12 protein-coding genes are annotated in these 15,456 nt (G+C 43.3%); 9 read left to right on the forward strand and 3 right to left on the reverse strand.

Translation table 11 applies throughout. The annotated features are described in order from the left end of the window. Positions 1-58 precede the first annotated feature (58 nt). Both FTU70_RS01925 and FTU70_RS01930 read right to left on the reverse strand, forming a co-directional pair. Positions 59-799, reverse strand: coding sequence for a type III pantothenate kinase (locus tag FTU70_RS01925; RefSeq protein ID WP_004972372.1), 741 nt, complete (start codon positions 797-799; stop codon positions 59-61). Further along, positions 796-1,563: a biotin--[acetyl-CoA-carboxylase] ligase gene (locus FTU70_RS01930; protein ID WP_004972369.1), complete on the reverse strand. Its 768-nt coding sequence runs from the start codon at positions 1,561-1,563 to the stop codon at positions 796-798. Before FTU70_RS01930 ends, FTU70_RS01925 begins: the two co-directional genes overlap by 4 nt. Positions 1,564-1,591: 28 nt before the next feature. Here FTU70_RS01930 and FTU70_RS01935 point away from each other — a divergent pair, with 28 nt between their 5' ends. The 5 genes from FTU70_RS01935 (at position 1,592) to ligA (ending at position 10,063) form a co-directional block, all read left to right on the forward strand. After that, a complete protein-coding gene (locus FTU70_RS01935; RefSeq protein WP_004972366.1) occupies positions 1,592-2,401 on the forward strand; it encodes a sulfite exporter TauE/SafE family protein in 810 nt (269 codons plus the stop codon). Positions 2,402-2,620: 219 nt separating this feature from the next. Next, on the forward strand, positions 2,621-3,316 hold the full coding sequence (locus FTU70_RS01940; protein WP_004972365.1) for a GntR family transcriptional regulator: 696 nt from the start codon (positions 2,621-2,623) through the stop codon (positions 3,314-3,316). Positions 3,317-3,326: 10 nt separating this feature from the next. Next, a complete protein-coding gene (gene smc / locus FTU70_RS01945; protein WP_179996296.1) occupies positions 3,327-6,791 on the forward strand; it encodes a chromosome segregation protein SMC in 3,465 nt (1,154 codons plus the stop codon). Position 6,792: 1 nt separating this feature from the next. Then, positions 6,793-7,842, forward strand: coding sequence for a cell division protein ZipA C-terminal FtsZ-binding domain-containing protein (locus tag FTU70_RS01950; RefSeq protein ID WP_180059936.1), 1,050 nt, complete (start codon positions 6,793-6,795; stop codon positions 7,840-7,842). Positions 7,843-8,026: 184 nt separating this feature from the next. Then, positions 8,027-10,063: an NAD-dependent DNA ligase LigA gene (ligA, locus tag FTU70_RS01955; RefSeq protein ID WP_004972359.1), complete on the forward strand. Its 2,037-nt coding sequence runs from the start codon at positions 8,027-8,029 to the stop codon at positions 10,061-10,063. A gap of 85 nt (positions 10,064-10,148) precedes the next feature. Here ligA and FTU70_RS01960 read toward each other — a convergent pair whose 3' ends face one another. After that, on the reverse strand, positions 10,149-11,210 hold the full coding sequence (locus tag FTU70_RS01960; RefSeq protein WP_179989211.1) for an aldehyde reductase: 1,062 nt from the start codon (positions 11,208-11,210) through the stop codon (positions 10,149-10,151). 324 nt (positions 11,211-11,534) lie between these two features. Here FTU70_RS01960 and bfr point away from each other — a divergent pair, with 324 nt between their 5' ends. From bfr to FTU70_RS01980, 4 genes are all read left to right on the forward strand, one after another. Beyond that, entirely contained in the window at positions 11,535-11,999 is a 465-nt protein-coding gene (gene bfr, locus FTU70_RS01965; protein WP_004972356.1) for a bacterioferritin, read from the forward strand. Positions 12,000-12,187: 188 nt separating this feature from the next. Continuing rightward, positions 12,188-12,919 (forward strand): hydrolase, encoded by a 732-nt coding sequence (locus tag FTU70_RS01970; RefSeq protein ID WP_179988530.1) that lies wholly within the window; start codon positions 12,188-12,190, stop codon positions 12,917-12,919. Between the two features lie 99 nt (positions 12,920-13,018). After that, positions 13,019-14,302 carry an adenosylmethionine--8-amino-7-oxononanoate transaminase gene (gene bioA, locus FTU70_RS01975; RefSeq protein ID WP_096902098.1) on the forward strand — a complete coding sequence of 428 codons (1,284 nt, stop codon included), beginning with the start codon at positions 13,019-13,021 and terminating at the stop codon, positions 14,300-14,302. Continuing rightward, on the forward strand, positions 14,299-15,456 hold the full coding sequence (locus tag FTU70_RS01980; protein WP_180059938.1) for an 8-amino-7-oxononanoate synthase: 1,158 nt from the start codon (positions 14,299-14,301) through the stop codon (positions 15,454-15,456). Before bioA ends, FTU70_RS01980 begins: the two co-directional genes overlap by 4 nt.

The following is a 15,456-nucleotide window of genomic DNA, read 5'->3' on the forward strand; positions in this document are numbered from 1 at the left end:
TCGTAGATGACAGCTACACCGAAAGATTTATCAGCGTAGATGGAGCAATGTTTGGTTTTTAGTGCACTTCATGGGTTGCATATTGAATATAACGCTGCAAACCTTTGAGCAATAAATCTTGCTCGACTTGCGGTTGATATTGCTGCAAGAATTTGGCAAACAGCGGTGCATCGCCACCCGTTAAAATCAGTTTACGTGGTGACTGTCGAATTACATGCTCAATGGTGCTGAGCAAGCCGAGTAAAATACCATGATGAACAGCATCAATGGTGCTGCGTCCTGGGGTGAGTTCATCAAATGCAGCATCGGGAATTTTAATGCCTTTGGTGTTTTGAATCAGTGCATCACGTTGCAAATATAAGTTCGGTAAAATATAGCCGCCTAAATGCGTCAGTCCATCCGCCAAATCAATAGTCAGCGCCGTACCACAACTAATGACACAATAATTTTCTTGTGGGTCATTTGCCACGGCAAGCACTTGCAGCCAGCGATCTATCCCCAGTTGTTGAATATCATATTCACAATGCAAACCTGCATAATCTGCATGCACTTTGGCATAAATCACAGGCACATTCAGGGTTTTTAAAATCAAGTGAATGCGTTGATTATTCTTCTGATCTTGTACCGATGACACGCCTACTTTATGCACATTCAGACTTTTAAAGTGTTGAATCAAACCCAGCAACAAATCGGCAGGAGATTGCAAATGCAATTCTGCTTCATGTTCGATGATGCGGTCTTGTTCTGTGACCCAATATTTCAGGCGGGTGTTACCAATATCTAGCCATAAATTTTTCATGAAGATGACTCGGCATGATCGATAGGGCGTAAACGTCCCTGATAAAAAACTTCAAGCCCTTGTGCCGTTTCAATTTGCACTGCGCCATCATCCTGAATGCCTAAAAAAGTACCCTGACAAGTACCTTTAAAATGTTCAAATTCAACTTGTTGTTGCATAAATGCGGCATGATGATTGAAGCGAGATGCCAAATTATAGCAATCGTGATTAAACCAGTCGCAGGCTTGTTGAATGGCAAGATAAAGCTCTGCGATCAGGCGCACACGATCAATAGATACCAAACCCAGTTCGGTTAAAGATGTGGTTTTTTGATCAATAACTGCTGAGCTGACAGGTGCAAGATTAAGCCCAACCCCAACAATGACTTGCTGTGCAGAAATTGGCTCAATTAAGATGCCACCCCATTTGCCTTGCGGGCTGTATAAGTCATTTGGCCATTTTACTTGTAGATTCAGCGCCTGTAGACTCGGCATTTGCAAGATATTTAACGCAATTTCTAAAGCCAAACGCCCATTTACAGGTGTTCGTAAATTTAGCAATGTGCTTAAATAGATGTTCCCTTCGGGTGATACCCATTGCCGTTGACGTTGTCCTCGACCATGCGTTTGTCTGGTACTGCATACCAAGACACTCTGCACACCTTTTTGTGCAATTTCCCGTACATCATCATTGGTGGAAGTGGTAATCGGCTTCAGGATGAGTACTTCTGGAAGCTGTCCTGCTTCTGTGAGTTGTTGTTGCAGTTGTCGGGTTTCTACATCCATACGAATTTACAAATAGTGGAATATATTTATGGAGTTAATCATATATTTATTGATTGGTGCAATTGCTGGATTTGCAGCAGGGCTGTTTGGCGTGGGCGGCGGCTTAATTATTGTGCCAATTTTATATATTGTGTTCACTCAACTCAATTATGACCCATCGGTGTTAATGCACATGGCGGTGGGGACATCATTGGCAACCATTATTGTAACTTCGATCAGCTCAGTTACGGCACACCATAAAAAAGGTGCGGTGATGTGGCCTGTATTTCGTAATCTTGCGCCTGGTTTAATTGTGGGTGCATTTGTTGGTGCAGGTATTGCCGATTTCCTTTCGGGGCAAGGCTTACAATTATTAATTGGCGGTTTTGCACTGTGGGTGGCTTTTAAGATGTTTAGAGGCGCAAATATTGCGGTTGATCCTTCACATCATTTGCCTTCAACTGCAAAGCAAGTCATGGCGGGCGGTGGGATTGGCATTGCCTCTGCAATTTTTGGGATTGGCGGTGGCAGTTTAACAGTGCCGTACTTAAACCGTTACGGCGTGGTCATGCAAAAAGCGGTAGCAACCTCAGCCGCTTGTGGTTTGCCAATTGCGGTGGCGGGCGCATTAGGCTTTATGTGGTTTGGTAAGCAAGCCGAAGTTGCAGTACCCAATACCATTGGTTATATCCACATTTATGCATTTATAGGCATTAGTGTGATGAGCTTTATTACTGCCAAAGTTGGTGCGAAAGTGGCACATTTGTTATCGCCAGCGATGTTGAAAAAATGTTTTGCCTGCTTGTTGACCACCGTTGGCTGTTATTTTGTATATCAGGGTATGCGAGTATTTTTCTAAGTTGAGTCGCTATTTTCTTTGTTTTAAGCCATGTAAAATTGGCTCTAGCGCCATGAAATTGTCGGACAATGTCATGGCGTTGTGATCTGTTTCGCAGTAAAAAGAAAGATGCTTGTATCGGAGCTATGCTTGTAGTCGAAGGATGATCCTGAGATGTCTTAAATGAGAGTAGCTCCGAATTTTCATCACTGCATCTTATAAAAACAAGATAGGAACAGTATGCAACAACAAGAATCAGAAAGTTTATCGGAACAAATTGCCCGACACATCGCAGAACAGATTATTAGCGGTGATTTGGTTGAAGGTGAGCGTATTCAGGAATTGCGCATCGCCAAAGAACTGGACGTGAGTCGTGGTTCGGTACGTGAAGCGCTGTTGTTATTGCAACGTACTCATCTGATTGAAATTTTTCCACGTCGTGGTGCAATTGTGTCGGAAATGTCGGCACAGCAAGTCCGAGCTTTGTTTGACAGCAGCAGTTTGTTATTGGGTTATATTGTGCAGCGTATTGCGGACACGTGGCGAATGCATGAAGCCGAAGCCTTACAACAACTTTTGCTGCAACTGGCAGAGCAATGTCGCTTGGGCAATACTGAAAAGTTTTATGATTTAATTTTTCAATATCTGGCACGGCAGCCTGATATGGTGGGAAATTTATATTTAATGAAGTTCTATCAAGAGTTATTGCCATCGTTAAGACGCAGTTACTTTTTGACCTTAAATACTTCGCGTCGGGAGTTACAAGAATCTTTTGAATTATTTAAACTGGTGAGTGATGCAATTTTAAGCAGAAAATCACAACAAGCCACTTTATTTATGGAAGATTTTTGCCGACACTTGCGCAACTTGGTGTTGGAATCTCTGACCCGTATGAAACAGATCGAGCTTGCATGGGCAAGACGTTCACGCCGTTAATTGGGACATTATGCGTTTAAGCAGTTTAAAACTTTCTGGCTTCAAATCTTTTGCCGACAGTACGACCTTACATTTTAAAGCCAACCGTACCGCTGTGGTGGGGCCGAATGGTTGTGGTAAATCCAATGTGATTGACGCCATTCGTTGGGTGATGGGCGAATCTAGTGCGCGCCAGTTGCGTGGCGGCAGTATGCAGGATGTAATTTTCACAGGAACTGCCAAACGCAAACCTGTAGGTGTAGCCAGTGTGGAACTGCGTTTTGACAATACCTATGGCAAATTGGGCGGTGCTTATAACGCCTATAATGAACTGTCGGTACGTCGGCAGGTCAACCGTGATGGTAAGTCTGAATATTTTTTAAATGGAACCAAGTGTCGTCGTCGTGACATCACCGATATTTTTCTGGGTACAGGTTTAGGCCCGCGTTCTTATGCAATTATTGAACAGGGCATGATTAATCGTTTGGTTGATGCTAAACCTGAAGAAATGCGGGTGTTTATTGAAGAAGCGGCAGGCGTGTCACGTTATCAGGCGCGTCGTCGTGAAACCATGCTGCATTTGGATCACACCACGCAGAACTTGGCGCGTTTGGAAGATATTGCTTCAGAACTAAAATCGCAATTAAAAACCTTAAAACGTCAGTCAGAAACAGCAATTCAATACAAAGCGCTTGAGAGCGAAATTCGCACCATTAAAGTCGAAGTGTTGTCTTTTCAGTGTGAACAAAGTGCACGTTTACAGCAAGAATATACCCTGAGTATGAATGAGTTAGGGGAAAGTTTTAAATTGGTGCGCTCTGAGCTGACCACTTTGGAACATGACTTAACTGCGACCAGTGAGTTGTTTCAGCGTTTGATTCAGCAATCGACACCGCTACAGCAAGAATGGCAACAGGCAGAAAAGAAACTGGCTGAACTGAAAATGACTTTGGAACAAAAACAAAGTTTGTTTCAGCAAAATACCGCGACTTTATCGCAGCTTGAACAACAAAAAGCACAAACCAAAGAGCGTTTGCAGTTGATTGAATTGCAGCTAGAGAGTTTGGTCGATCAGCAAGAAAACCAACAGGCAAATCTACAGCAGCAAGATCATTTGGCGCAGCAGCAGAGCCAGCAATTTCAGGATTTAAAAGCACAGCAACAAACCCAAGCTGCACAATATGCCCAAGTCAAAGCGCAAGTAGAACAGCAACAACAAAAGCATGTGCACATGCAGGCGCAAAGTGAGCAGTTAGCCAAAAATATCAGCCGTATTGAACAGCAAAAACAAACCCTGACACAGCAGTTTGCACAAATTCAGCCGCAAGATCAGCAAGAGGGAATGCAACAACTGCAAGACGAAAAGACCCGCTTGCAGGCTGAAATGCTAACACTAGAACAGAATATTCAAGACAGCACTCAGCAACTCGCCACGTTGCAGACCAACTATAATGAGCACAAAGCACAGTGTGCGACCTTAAAATCTGAGATTCAGATTTTGCAGTCAGAACAGAAAAACCTCAATCAATTGCTCATTAAGCAAAGTCCAAAAGCCCAAACCGATGTGGTGCAGTTGATGCAAGTATTACAACTTGCAGATGTGGCGAAACCACATGCCAATTTAATTGAAAAGTTCTTGGCTAAATGGTTATCTGCGCAGGTGGTAGAAGCAGATATTGAATTTCAGGACAGCCGCGCACGTCAGCTAAAAATTCATTTGGCTGTAGATTCAAAAACATCAAAAATACAGCTTTCGGGGTGTGAGTCGCTCAGTGACTGGATTGCTTCACCGCAAAGTAGCTTGTGGCAAAGTGTCGCAATTACAGAAAGTTTATCGCAGGCTTTGGCATTGCAAGTGCAATTACAAGCAGGGCAGTCTATCCTTAGTTTAGATGGTTATCATGTGGGAGCAGACTGGGTAATCGGGCTGTTTTATGATGAAGCGGCACAGGCAGGGCAAGGGGCATTAAGCCATCGGATTCGCTTGGATGAAATTGAACAGGCGTTGGCGTTGCAACTGCCACAATATGAGCAAGCAGAACAGCAACTGCCTGAATTGCAGCAACAGGTAAAACAGTTGCAGCAGCAATTGCAGCAACAACAGCAACAGCTCAAACAGCAACAGCAAGCCTTGCAAACGCTAGATGTGCAAATGGCGAAAGCCGAAAGTGCGGCACAGGCTTTTGCAGTACAGCAACAGCAATTACAGCATCAATTGGCACAATTAGATGAGCAGCTTGAAGAAGATGCCATGCAAAAAGATGATCTGGAAATTGATTTGCATGCTTTGGCTTTTAAACTTGAGCAAGCCTTACCGCAGTATAAAATCTTGCAATTTCAGGTCGAGCAGCTGAATGAGCAGCTGGATAGTTCACAGCAACAGTTTCAGCAGCAGCAACAAGAAGTGGATCTGTTACGTCGTCAAGCGGTACAAACTCAGCAGCAAATTGAACTGTTAGAAAAAGATGCCACTTTCTTAAAAGCACAATATCAACAAATTGTGGCGCAAATGGAACAAGCCAAAAAGTTTGTCGATCCTGTTCAGTTGGAATTGCCTGACTTGGAAACTCAGTTTTCAGAGCAGCAGCAGCAGACTGAAAAGCTGCAAAAAACTTGGCAGGAATGGCAAGTGGAATTGAACAGTGTGCAGTCCAAACAGCAGCAACTGACCGAGCAACGGCAGCAGCAACAGCAGCAAGATGAACAATTACGTGCCAAACTCGAAGAAAAGCGCTTGGCATGGCAATCGGCAAAGTCGGACTATCAGCATTATTCTGAACAGTTAAAAGATTTAAACAGCGAGATCATCACAGGTTTGCAGATTGATGTCGCTGCGCATCAACAAAAACTGGCGAAAGCGCAGCAACAGTTTGATAAATTGGGTGCGGTCAATTTGGCGGCTTCGGAAGAATATGAAGAAGTATCTGCCCGTTTTGCAGAATTAAGCCATCAAATTGAAGACTTGGAAAATACCGTTTCGCAGTTACAGGCGGCAATGAAAAGTATTGATCAGGAAACTCGTAAACTGTTTATGAATACTTTTGATCAGGTGAATACCGAATTGCAGGAGTTGTTTCCTAAAGTCTTTAATGGCGGTGAAGCGAGTCTGAGCTTGGAAGATGACTGGCAATCTGGGGTGAAATTGATGGCGCGTCCACCGGGTAAGCGCAACAGTTCTTTGGCCTTACTTTCAGGGGGTGAAAAAGCACTGACAGCTTTGGCTTTGGTTTTTGCAATCTTCCGTTTAAACCCAGCGCCATTTTGCGTACTCGATGAAGTTGATGCACCGTTAGATGATGCTAACGTGGGGCGCTTTTGTAATTTAGTAAAAGAACTTTCTGAACAAGTGCAATTCATTTACATTACACATAATAAACTTGCTATGACGATGGCAACCGACCTCTTAGGTGTTACCATGCCTGAACCGGGAACCTCAAAATTAGTAACCGTAAATTTAGAAGAAGCCGCAGAATACGGCCTAGTCGCGGAGGCATAATATGGAAATCACCACAATCGTTGGAATTGTCATCGCTATTGTGATCATGGCGTTTGGTTTGAAAATGATTCTAAAAAAACCTGTAGATTCAGCGCCATCCTTAGATTCGGAACTGCAATTTAATGCAGAAAGCCAAAAACCGATTATTCCACGCCATGTACGTGACCAATTGCAAAGCGACGCTACGCCACTGCGTGTGGAGCCGACTTTAACGGTAGATGAAGTTACGCAAGATGCGCCTGCCAAGTCTGAACCACAGGCTTTAACGGATGATGTCGTGGCTTCTTCAAGCACAGAAACTGACAAAGTTGAACCGAGTTTGCAGGCAAATACAGAAAATTCTGAGCTTGATCCATCCACAACGATATCGAAGTCTGAAGTTGCACAAGACACGCCAAGCCCGACAGCGACAACTTCAGAATATTCATTATCGGATGAAATTCAGCAAGTGATTGTAGAAACTGAACCGAATGCGCAGACTGTCGAGCAAAACAAAGCTTCGACTGAATACAGTCTGAATCAACACATTGAAACTGCCGAAATTTCAGAATTTAATGAAGAAAGCAGCATTTTAGATTCGCATTTGCATGAACAAAAAATCATGGATGAAGAAAGTGCCTTGGCAACCGCTGAATCTTTTATCGCGCTGAATGTCTTCCCTGAACGTCGCATACTTTCGGGCGATAAAGCCTTAAAAGTCTTGATGAAATATGGTTTACGTTTCGGTGAAATGTCATGTTTCCATCGCTATAACGAAGATGGCACTAAATTATTATTTTCAGTTTTACAAATTAATGATGAAGGCGCAGATGGTTTTGATTTAGAAACTTTATCGAGCGAACAAGTTAAAGGTTTAGCGTTCTTCCTCGCTTTGCCGCACAGCGATGTGCAAAATGCCTTTGATACCATGGTCAGCATTTCAGGACTGATTGCACGTGAAATTGATGGAACGGTCTATGACCAAAACCATTTAGAGTTTACTCCACAATTACGTGAACACTGGCGTCATCAGGCGATAGATTATCGTGCTGGTCAGGCAAGTCATGTCTAGAATTGCGATCTCGTACTGGGTATAAGCTACGTCAAGTGTTTGGCAAATGAACTGAGTGCAGTAGGATAAATTGCAACTTTGCAGCCGCATTTTTATAATGTGCGCAGCAATACAAGCTGTAGCATGCGCTACATAGAAAAAATTGAAGGGCGGAACAAGACCGCCCTTTTTTATGGTGGAAAATATGTCTGTAGATTTAACCGTCGTGGCGCAAATGCGTCAATTGATTCAACTGCTTGCCAAGCACAATCATGCCTATTATGTGATGGATCAACCGACAATTGCAGACAGTGAATATGATCAGCTTTTCCATCAACTAAAAGCGTTGGAACAACAGTATCCAGATTTAGTTCAACCCGATACACCGACCAATAAAGTCGGTGGCACACCTTTGGCAAAGTTCACCACGGTTACACATGCTGTGCCAATGTTGTCTTTAGGCAATGTGTTTAATCAGGAAGAATTATTTGCCTTTGCAAGACGTGTCGAAGAGCGTTTGCCCAACCAAAATATTGAATACGATGTCGAACTCAAATTTGATGGTTTGGCGATTTCACTTTGGTATGAACATGGTGTTTTAGTGCGTGGTGTGACCCGTGGTGATGGGGAAACAGGGGAAGACATTACCCACAACGTCAAAACTATCCGCAATTTACCGAAAGTTTTGAGTGCGACAGAAACGGCTATTCCTGAATTTTTGGAAGTGCGTGGTGAAGTGTTGATGCCAAAACTTGGTTTTGAAAAACTCAATGCAGCCAATACAGCCAAAGGTGAAAAAACCTTTGCCAATCCACGCAATGCAGCAGCAGGCAGTTTGCGTCAGTTAGACCCGAATATTGCGGCTTCACGTCCTTTAGCATTCTATGCTTATGGCATTGCGCAATGTGTGCCGCCTCATGGACAAAGCACCATGTCCGACAGTTTGGCATGGTTGGGGCAGTTTGGTTTTGAAATTGGCGAACGTCATTTTGTCTGCAAGAGCATTCAAGATGTTCAGGCGGCCTATGAGCAAATTAACCTTGAGCGTCCGAATTTAAGCGTTGAAATTGATGGCATGGTGGTCAAGGTCAATGACTTGAAACAGCAACAGCAATTGGGCTTTTTAAGTCGTGAGCCGCGCTGGGCGACTGCCTATAAATTCCCTGCAGTTGCCGCTTTAACCACCATTGAAAATATTGATTGGCAAGTGGGGCGCACAGGTACGTTGACGCCTGTGGCACGTTTAAACCCCGTTGCGGTAGGTGGTGTGACGGTATCCAATGTTACTTTGCATAATATTGGTGAAATTCACCGTTTGGATGTGCGTTTAGGCGATACGGTCAGTGTTTACCGTAGTGGTGATGTGATTCCCAAAGTTGAAAAAGTCTGGCCTGAATTTCGCCTTGCCGATGCGCAAGAAGTGCATTTACCTGAACAATGCCCTGTGTGTGATTCGCCTGTGGTGATGCCTGAAGGTGAGGCTTTGGCGCGTTGTTCAGGCGGTTTGTATTGTGCGGCACAGCGTATTGAAGCGATTCGTCATTTTGTGTCACGTAAAGCCATGGATATTGAAGGTTTGGGTGATCGTTGGGTGGAGTCATTACTGCATCTGAACTTGCTACAAAATGTGGCTGATATTTATCATTTACACGAACACCGCGACACTTTGCTCGGCATTGAAAAAATGGGTGAGAAGTCGGTTCAAAACTTGATTGACTCGATTGAAAACAGCAAAAAAACTACTTTGGCTGCGTTTATTTATGCCTTGGGAATTCGTGGTGTGGGCGAAACCACCGCGCGGATGCTTGCCAATACTTTTCAGACTTTAGAGGCTTTGCGTGAAGCTGATTTAGAAGCGTTAAAGAAAACTCCAGATGTGGGAGATATTACGGCAGAATGGATTTTGGACTTTTTCCAAGCGCCGCATAATTTAGAAGTATTGGATCGATTATTGGCAGCAGGCATTCATTGGGATGCTCCGATAGCACCAACACGCCAGCCGTTAAATGGTGAGAGCTGGGTGATTACGGGTACTTTAAGCCAAATGGGACGCGATGAAGCAACCCAATTATTGCAAGCGTTGGGTGCACGGGTCAGCGGCAGTGTGTCGGGCAAAACCAAATGTGTTGTGGCTGGTGAGAAAGCTGGCTCAAAGCTAGAAAAAGCCGAGAAGTTGGGTGTGCAAGTGATGAATGAAGCTGAGTTTATTCAGCTCATGCAAGAATATGGTGTGCTTGAATAAGCATGATTCATGCGCATTTTATCTGCTTAAAAACAAAGGCACTTCCATGATGAAGTGCCTTTGTTTTATTAGAAAAGTTGATGATTTAGCGTTTTTTGACAATCCCGTCATCAATCAATTGCTGAAAGTGCTCTATCAAACTGGTTTCAATATTGCGGTAGTGCATGCCCAATTCACGCTGACTTTTTTCCGCATTAAAATAAATTGGGTAGCCCATATTCAGTTCCACAAATTTACGGGAAAAACCAAGTAAAGGACCAAAGGCTTTAAAGGCAAATTTAGGTAACTGATTACGTGGGAACGGATATTTACGTCCAAAATGCTGTGCCAAAATTTTGCCCATTTCCAGTAAGCTGAATGTACCACCACTAATAATATAGCGACCTTGCGCTGCAGGGTTGAAAGCGGCTTGAATGTGGGCATCGGCAACATCACGTACATCTACAATACCATTCCACATGGCTGGCACACCTGCTAGCGTTAAGCCATTGGCAAATTGCAAGAGAACCTCCACGCTGCCCGATTGCGTGTTTTTGGTTAAGGATGGCCCGAGCACCAAAGCAGGGTTAATACAGACCAAATCCCAGCGTTGCTGTGCTTGTACCATTTCCCAAGCTTTACGTTCTGCTGCTACTTTTGAATAAGGATAAGGCTGATGTTCAGGACTACTGGTCGTATTCCAATGGCTTTCATCAAAACGGTTGTGTGCAGTCTTTAAAATATCAATCGCATCACCATAGGTTGCGGCAATACTAGAGGTGACCACCACACGCTTTACCGATGCAGTACGGTTAACACTGTTTAAAACATTTTCGGTGCCAATTACGGCAGGTTCAATAATGTCTTTGATTGCATCTTTATAATTAGTGACCACAAAAGGTGAAGCCATGTGTAGCACGATTTCACAACCTTGCATGGCAACATCAAAAGCGCCTTCTTCAAGTAAGTTGGCTTGGAATAATTGTAAATTTCCTGTGCCTTTTTCGGCGATATCCGTCAGATGTTGAAAACTGAGAGTTTTATTCAGATCACGAACTGTGGCATGTACAGTATGTCCTTGTTCAAGCAGGTTTTTAATGACCCAACTGGCAATATAGCCTGTTGCGCCTGTGACTAAAATGGGTGCTGATGTATTTAGATTTGTCATTATTTTAGGAAACTGATGGAACTCGTGACTATCATATAGCAGCTGGGGTTTAAAATCTGCTTTTGAGGCATTTTTTACGATACCTGTGCGTCAAAGTACAGTTTCTTTCAATATTTACAAATTGAAGCAAAATCATTGTATTGTCATTTTTAAAGCTAAGTTTTGCCAAGCAGTTGTTTTATATATGGGAATTTTTAAGTTATATTGCAAATGCGTATGTTTCTCATTTTTATTCTATAAAAATCATGGGTTTACAGTAATTAACTTTTGCAATTTTGCCTGAATGTGTCCATAATGACTGGATTAAGAAAGGGAGTATAGCAAATGCGTGGCAATCCAGAAGTCGTAGACTATTTAAATATGTTGATTGGTGGCGAACTGGCTGCTCGCGATCAATACCTGATCCATTCACGTATGTATGAAGATTGGGGTTTAAGCAAAATTTTTGAACGCATTGACCATGAAATGCAGGAAGAAGCGCAACATGCCGATGCTTTAATTCGTCGTGTATTGTTCCTTGAAGGCACTCCAAATATGCAGCGCGATGACATCGACGTGGGTGAAGATGTAGTGTCTTGCTTAAAAGCCGATTTAAAACTCGAATATGAAGTCCGTGAAAAATTGGCACAAGGCGTAAAATTGTGTGAAGAAAAGGGTGACTATGTCAGCCGTGATATGTTGCGTCAACAAATGACCGACACCGAAGAAGACCATACTTACTGGTTGGAAAAACAATTACGTTTAATTGAATTGATTGGTTTACAAAACTACATTCAATCGCAAATGTAATCTGATCAAAGCAAAATAGACCAAAACCCGATTTATGATAAGTCGGGTTTTTTTATAGATCGGTTTTTATAGATTGGCTTTTTTATATCAATTGGTTTTTTTAAGGATGTATCTTGGTGCTTTGCAGATGTCGATTGAGCCGATTCAGTATTATACTGAGGTGATTTTCTAACTTGAGAGCAAGCCACGTGCAACAACAGATTTTATTGATTACAGGCTGGGGCGGTGGTACTGCACTCTTAAATCCGTTACAGCAAGCCTTAACTGCACAAGGTTTTCGGGTTGAGCTCATCAATATTTTTAACGCTACTGATGCTCAAGTCATGCAGCAACAGGTTGAATTTGCACGTCAGTTTGATGTAATTATGGGCTGGTCACTGGGTGGGCAATTGGCAACGCTACTGGTCGATGCGATTGCCAGCCAATATGCAGGATATAAAACCTTAATTACCATTGCATCCAATCCGTGTTTTGTTGCACAAGCCGATTGGGATACCGCTATGCCACAAGCCACGTTTGCCCAGTTTAAACAATCTTTTGCACAAGACCCAATTCTGACCCTAAAGCGTTTTGGTTTTATGGTGTGTCAGGGTGTCACTAGTAGTAAAACCGACCTATTACAATTACAAAGTTTGGTTCAGCCACAGCCGCAATCTTTGCTTCAACACGGTTTGGATTTATTGGAAAACTTAAACTTGGTGACTAAGATTAAAAATTATACAGGTCTGCAGTATCATCTTTTTGCCGAGCAGGATGTTTTAGTTGATTGCAAAGTTGCAGCTAAACTGCAAAATTTAGCTGCAAAGTTTTTAAGCGTAGATGTTTTGCAAGGCTCGCATGGGCTGCCATTGTTCCATGCCGATGAGTTGACTAGCAAAATCTGCCAATATTTACAGAAAAACCCGCCAACAGGTCCATAAGTGACAAATCTCGCAATTTATTTTATCTGTAGACAGGTTTAAGATTTAGCACATCAAGTTTTTTACAAGATCAAGGATGATGGTGGGATGACAGAACAGATGGATTTGGCTTTTGATCGTGAACATCTTTGGCATCCTTACACCTCTATGACTCAGCCCTTAACAACCTTTAAGGTTAAGCGGGCATTTGGCAGCACCATTGAACTTGAAGATGGTCGCCAGTTGATTGACGGCATGTCATCGTGGTGGTGCGCGATTCATGGCTATAACCATCCTGAGCTGAACCGTGCTGTGACTGAGCAACTCGACAGTATGGCGCATATCATGTTTGGTGGATTGACCCATCGTCCTGCCATTGAGTTAGGGCGTTTGTTGCTCGAAATTACCCCACCGAGTTTAGATAAAATTTTTTATGCAGATTCAGGCTCCGTCGCCGTTGAAGTGGCGCTGAAAATGGCTGTGCAATACTGGACTGCACAAGGCAAAACTGAAAAAACCAATTTTATTACCACCCGTTCTGGCTATCATGGCGATACATGGAATGCCATGTCGGTTTGTGATCCTGTTACAGGGATGCATCAGGTTTTTGGCTCAAGTTTGGCGCGTCGTTATTTTGTATCTGCACCACAAACAGGTTTTGACCAAGAGTGGAATCCTGCTGATATTGCAGAATTGGCGCAAAGTTTGGTAGAGCATCATCAGCAGATTGCCGCCATGATTATTGAACCAATTGTGCAAGGTGCAGGCGGCATGCGTTTTTATCATCCTGAATATTTGCGTCAAGCCAAATTGCTTTGTGAGCAATATGATGTGTTGTTAATTTTTGATGAAATTGCCACAGGTTTTGGGCGTACAGGCAAGTTGTTTGCATGGGAACATGCTCAGGTCGAACCCGATATTATGTGTATCGGCAAAGGGCTGACAGGCGGTTATATGACTTTGTCTGCCACATTGACCACGAAGCATGTTGCAGAAATGATTTCGCAGGGTGAGGCAGGTGTGTTTATGCATGGCCCGACCTTTATGGCAAATCCACTGGCCTGCGCGGTTGCAGTAAAAAGTACCCAATTATTATTAGAACAAGACTGGCAAGCCAATATTCAACGCATTCAGCAGCAACTTGAACAGCATTTAACGCCATTGGCTAATTTGGCATGGGTGCAGGATGTGCGGGTTTTAGGTGCAATTGGTGTGGTAGAACTTAAACATGCTGTCGATATGCAAAGCTTGCAACAAGAATTTGTGCAACGCGGTATTTGGGTGCGTCCATTTGGTAAATTGGTTTATGTGATGCCGCCGTATGTGATTACAGCAGCAGAACTAAATACTTTATTGCAGCAATTGGCTGAGGTGGTGGCAGGCATGCAAGGAGCGAGCGCATGAGTTTACTCGATCACTATGCAGAACAGCTTGATCAGCTTCGCCAACAGGGCAATTTTCGTCAGTTTCGCAGCAATCAACAGCAAGGTAAAACGATTGAAATTCAGCAACAGCAGATGCTGAATTTATCTTCCAATGATTATTTGGGTTTAGCCTCTGATTTGCGCTTACGTGAACAGTTTTTTGATGAAACACCGAATGCACAGCGTTTAATGAGTGCATCTTCATCACGTTTACTGACTGGAAATTTCCCTGCCTATGAACAGCTTGAAGCCACATTAACGCAATTATTTCATGGGCGAGCTGCCTTGCTGTTTAATAGCGGCTATCACATGAATATTGGTATTTTACCTGCATTGGCAGATGCGAAAACCCTAATTTTGGCCGATAAACTGGTACATGCCAGCATGATTGACGGCATTCGTTTGTCATCTGCCAAATATTTGCGTTATCGGCATAATGATTTGGCACATTTGCAGCAATTGCTGATGCAATATCATGCTGATGACAATTATGAACGCATTATTGTGGTGACTGAATCCATTTTTAGTATGGATGGTGATGAAACTGATTTAGCCGCATTGGTCGCGCTGAAACAGCATTTTGCCAAAGTCATGTTATATGTCGATGAAGCACATGCGATTGGCGTACGTGGGCAGCAAGGTTTAGGTTGTGCCGAACAATATGGCGTGATTGATGCCATTGATTTTCTGGTTGGGACGTTTGGCAAAGCCGTTGCTTCAGTTGGGGGATATTTGATCTGTGATCCGATTATCCGTGATTACCTAATTAATCGGATGCGCCCGCTAATTTTTAGTACCGCACAGCCACCTATTTGTATGGCGTGGACGCAGTTTATGCTGAATCAGATTGTGCACATGCAGGCACAGCGTCAGCATTTGGCGGCCTTGAGCCAATCTATACAGCAGGGGATTCAGGCCAAAGGTTTTGCTTGCCCATCAACTTCGCAAATTGTACCTGTGATTATTGGCGACTCTACTGCAACTGTAAGCAAAGCCCGACAGTTACAGACTGCAGGTTTTTATGTGATGCCTGTACGTCCACCGACTGTGCCGCAAGGCAGTTCAAGACTGCGGATTTGTTTAAATACGCAATTTGAAACGGCAGATTTAACACAGTTACTGGATTTGCTTTGA

The sequence above is a fragment of the Acinetobacter sp. YH12135 genome (assembly GCF_013418565.1).
In the GTDB taxonomy this organism is placed as follows: domain Bacteria; phylum Pseudomonadota; class Gammaproteobacteria; order Pseudomonadales; family Moraxellaceae; genus Acinetobacter; species Acinetobacter towneri.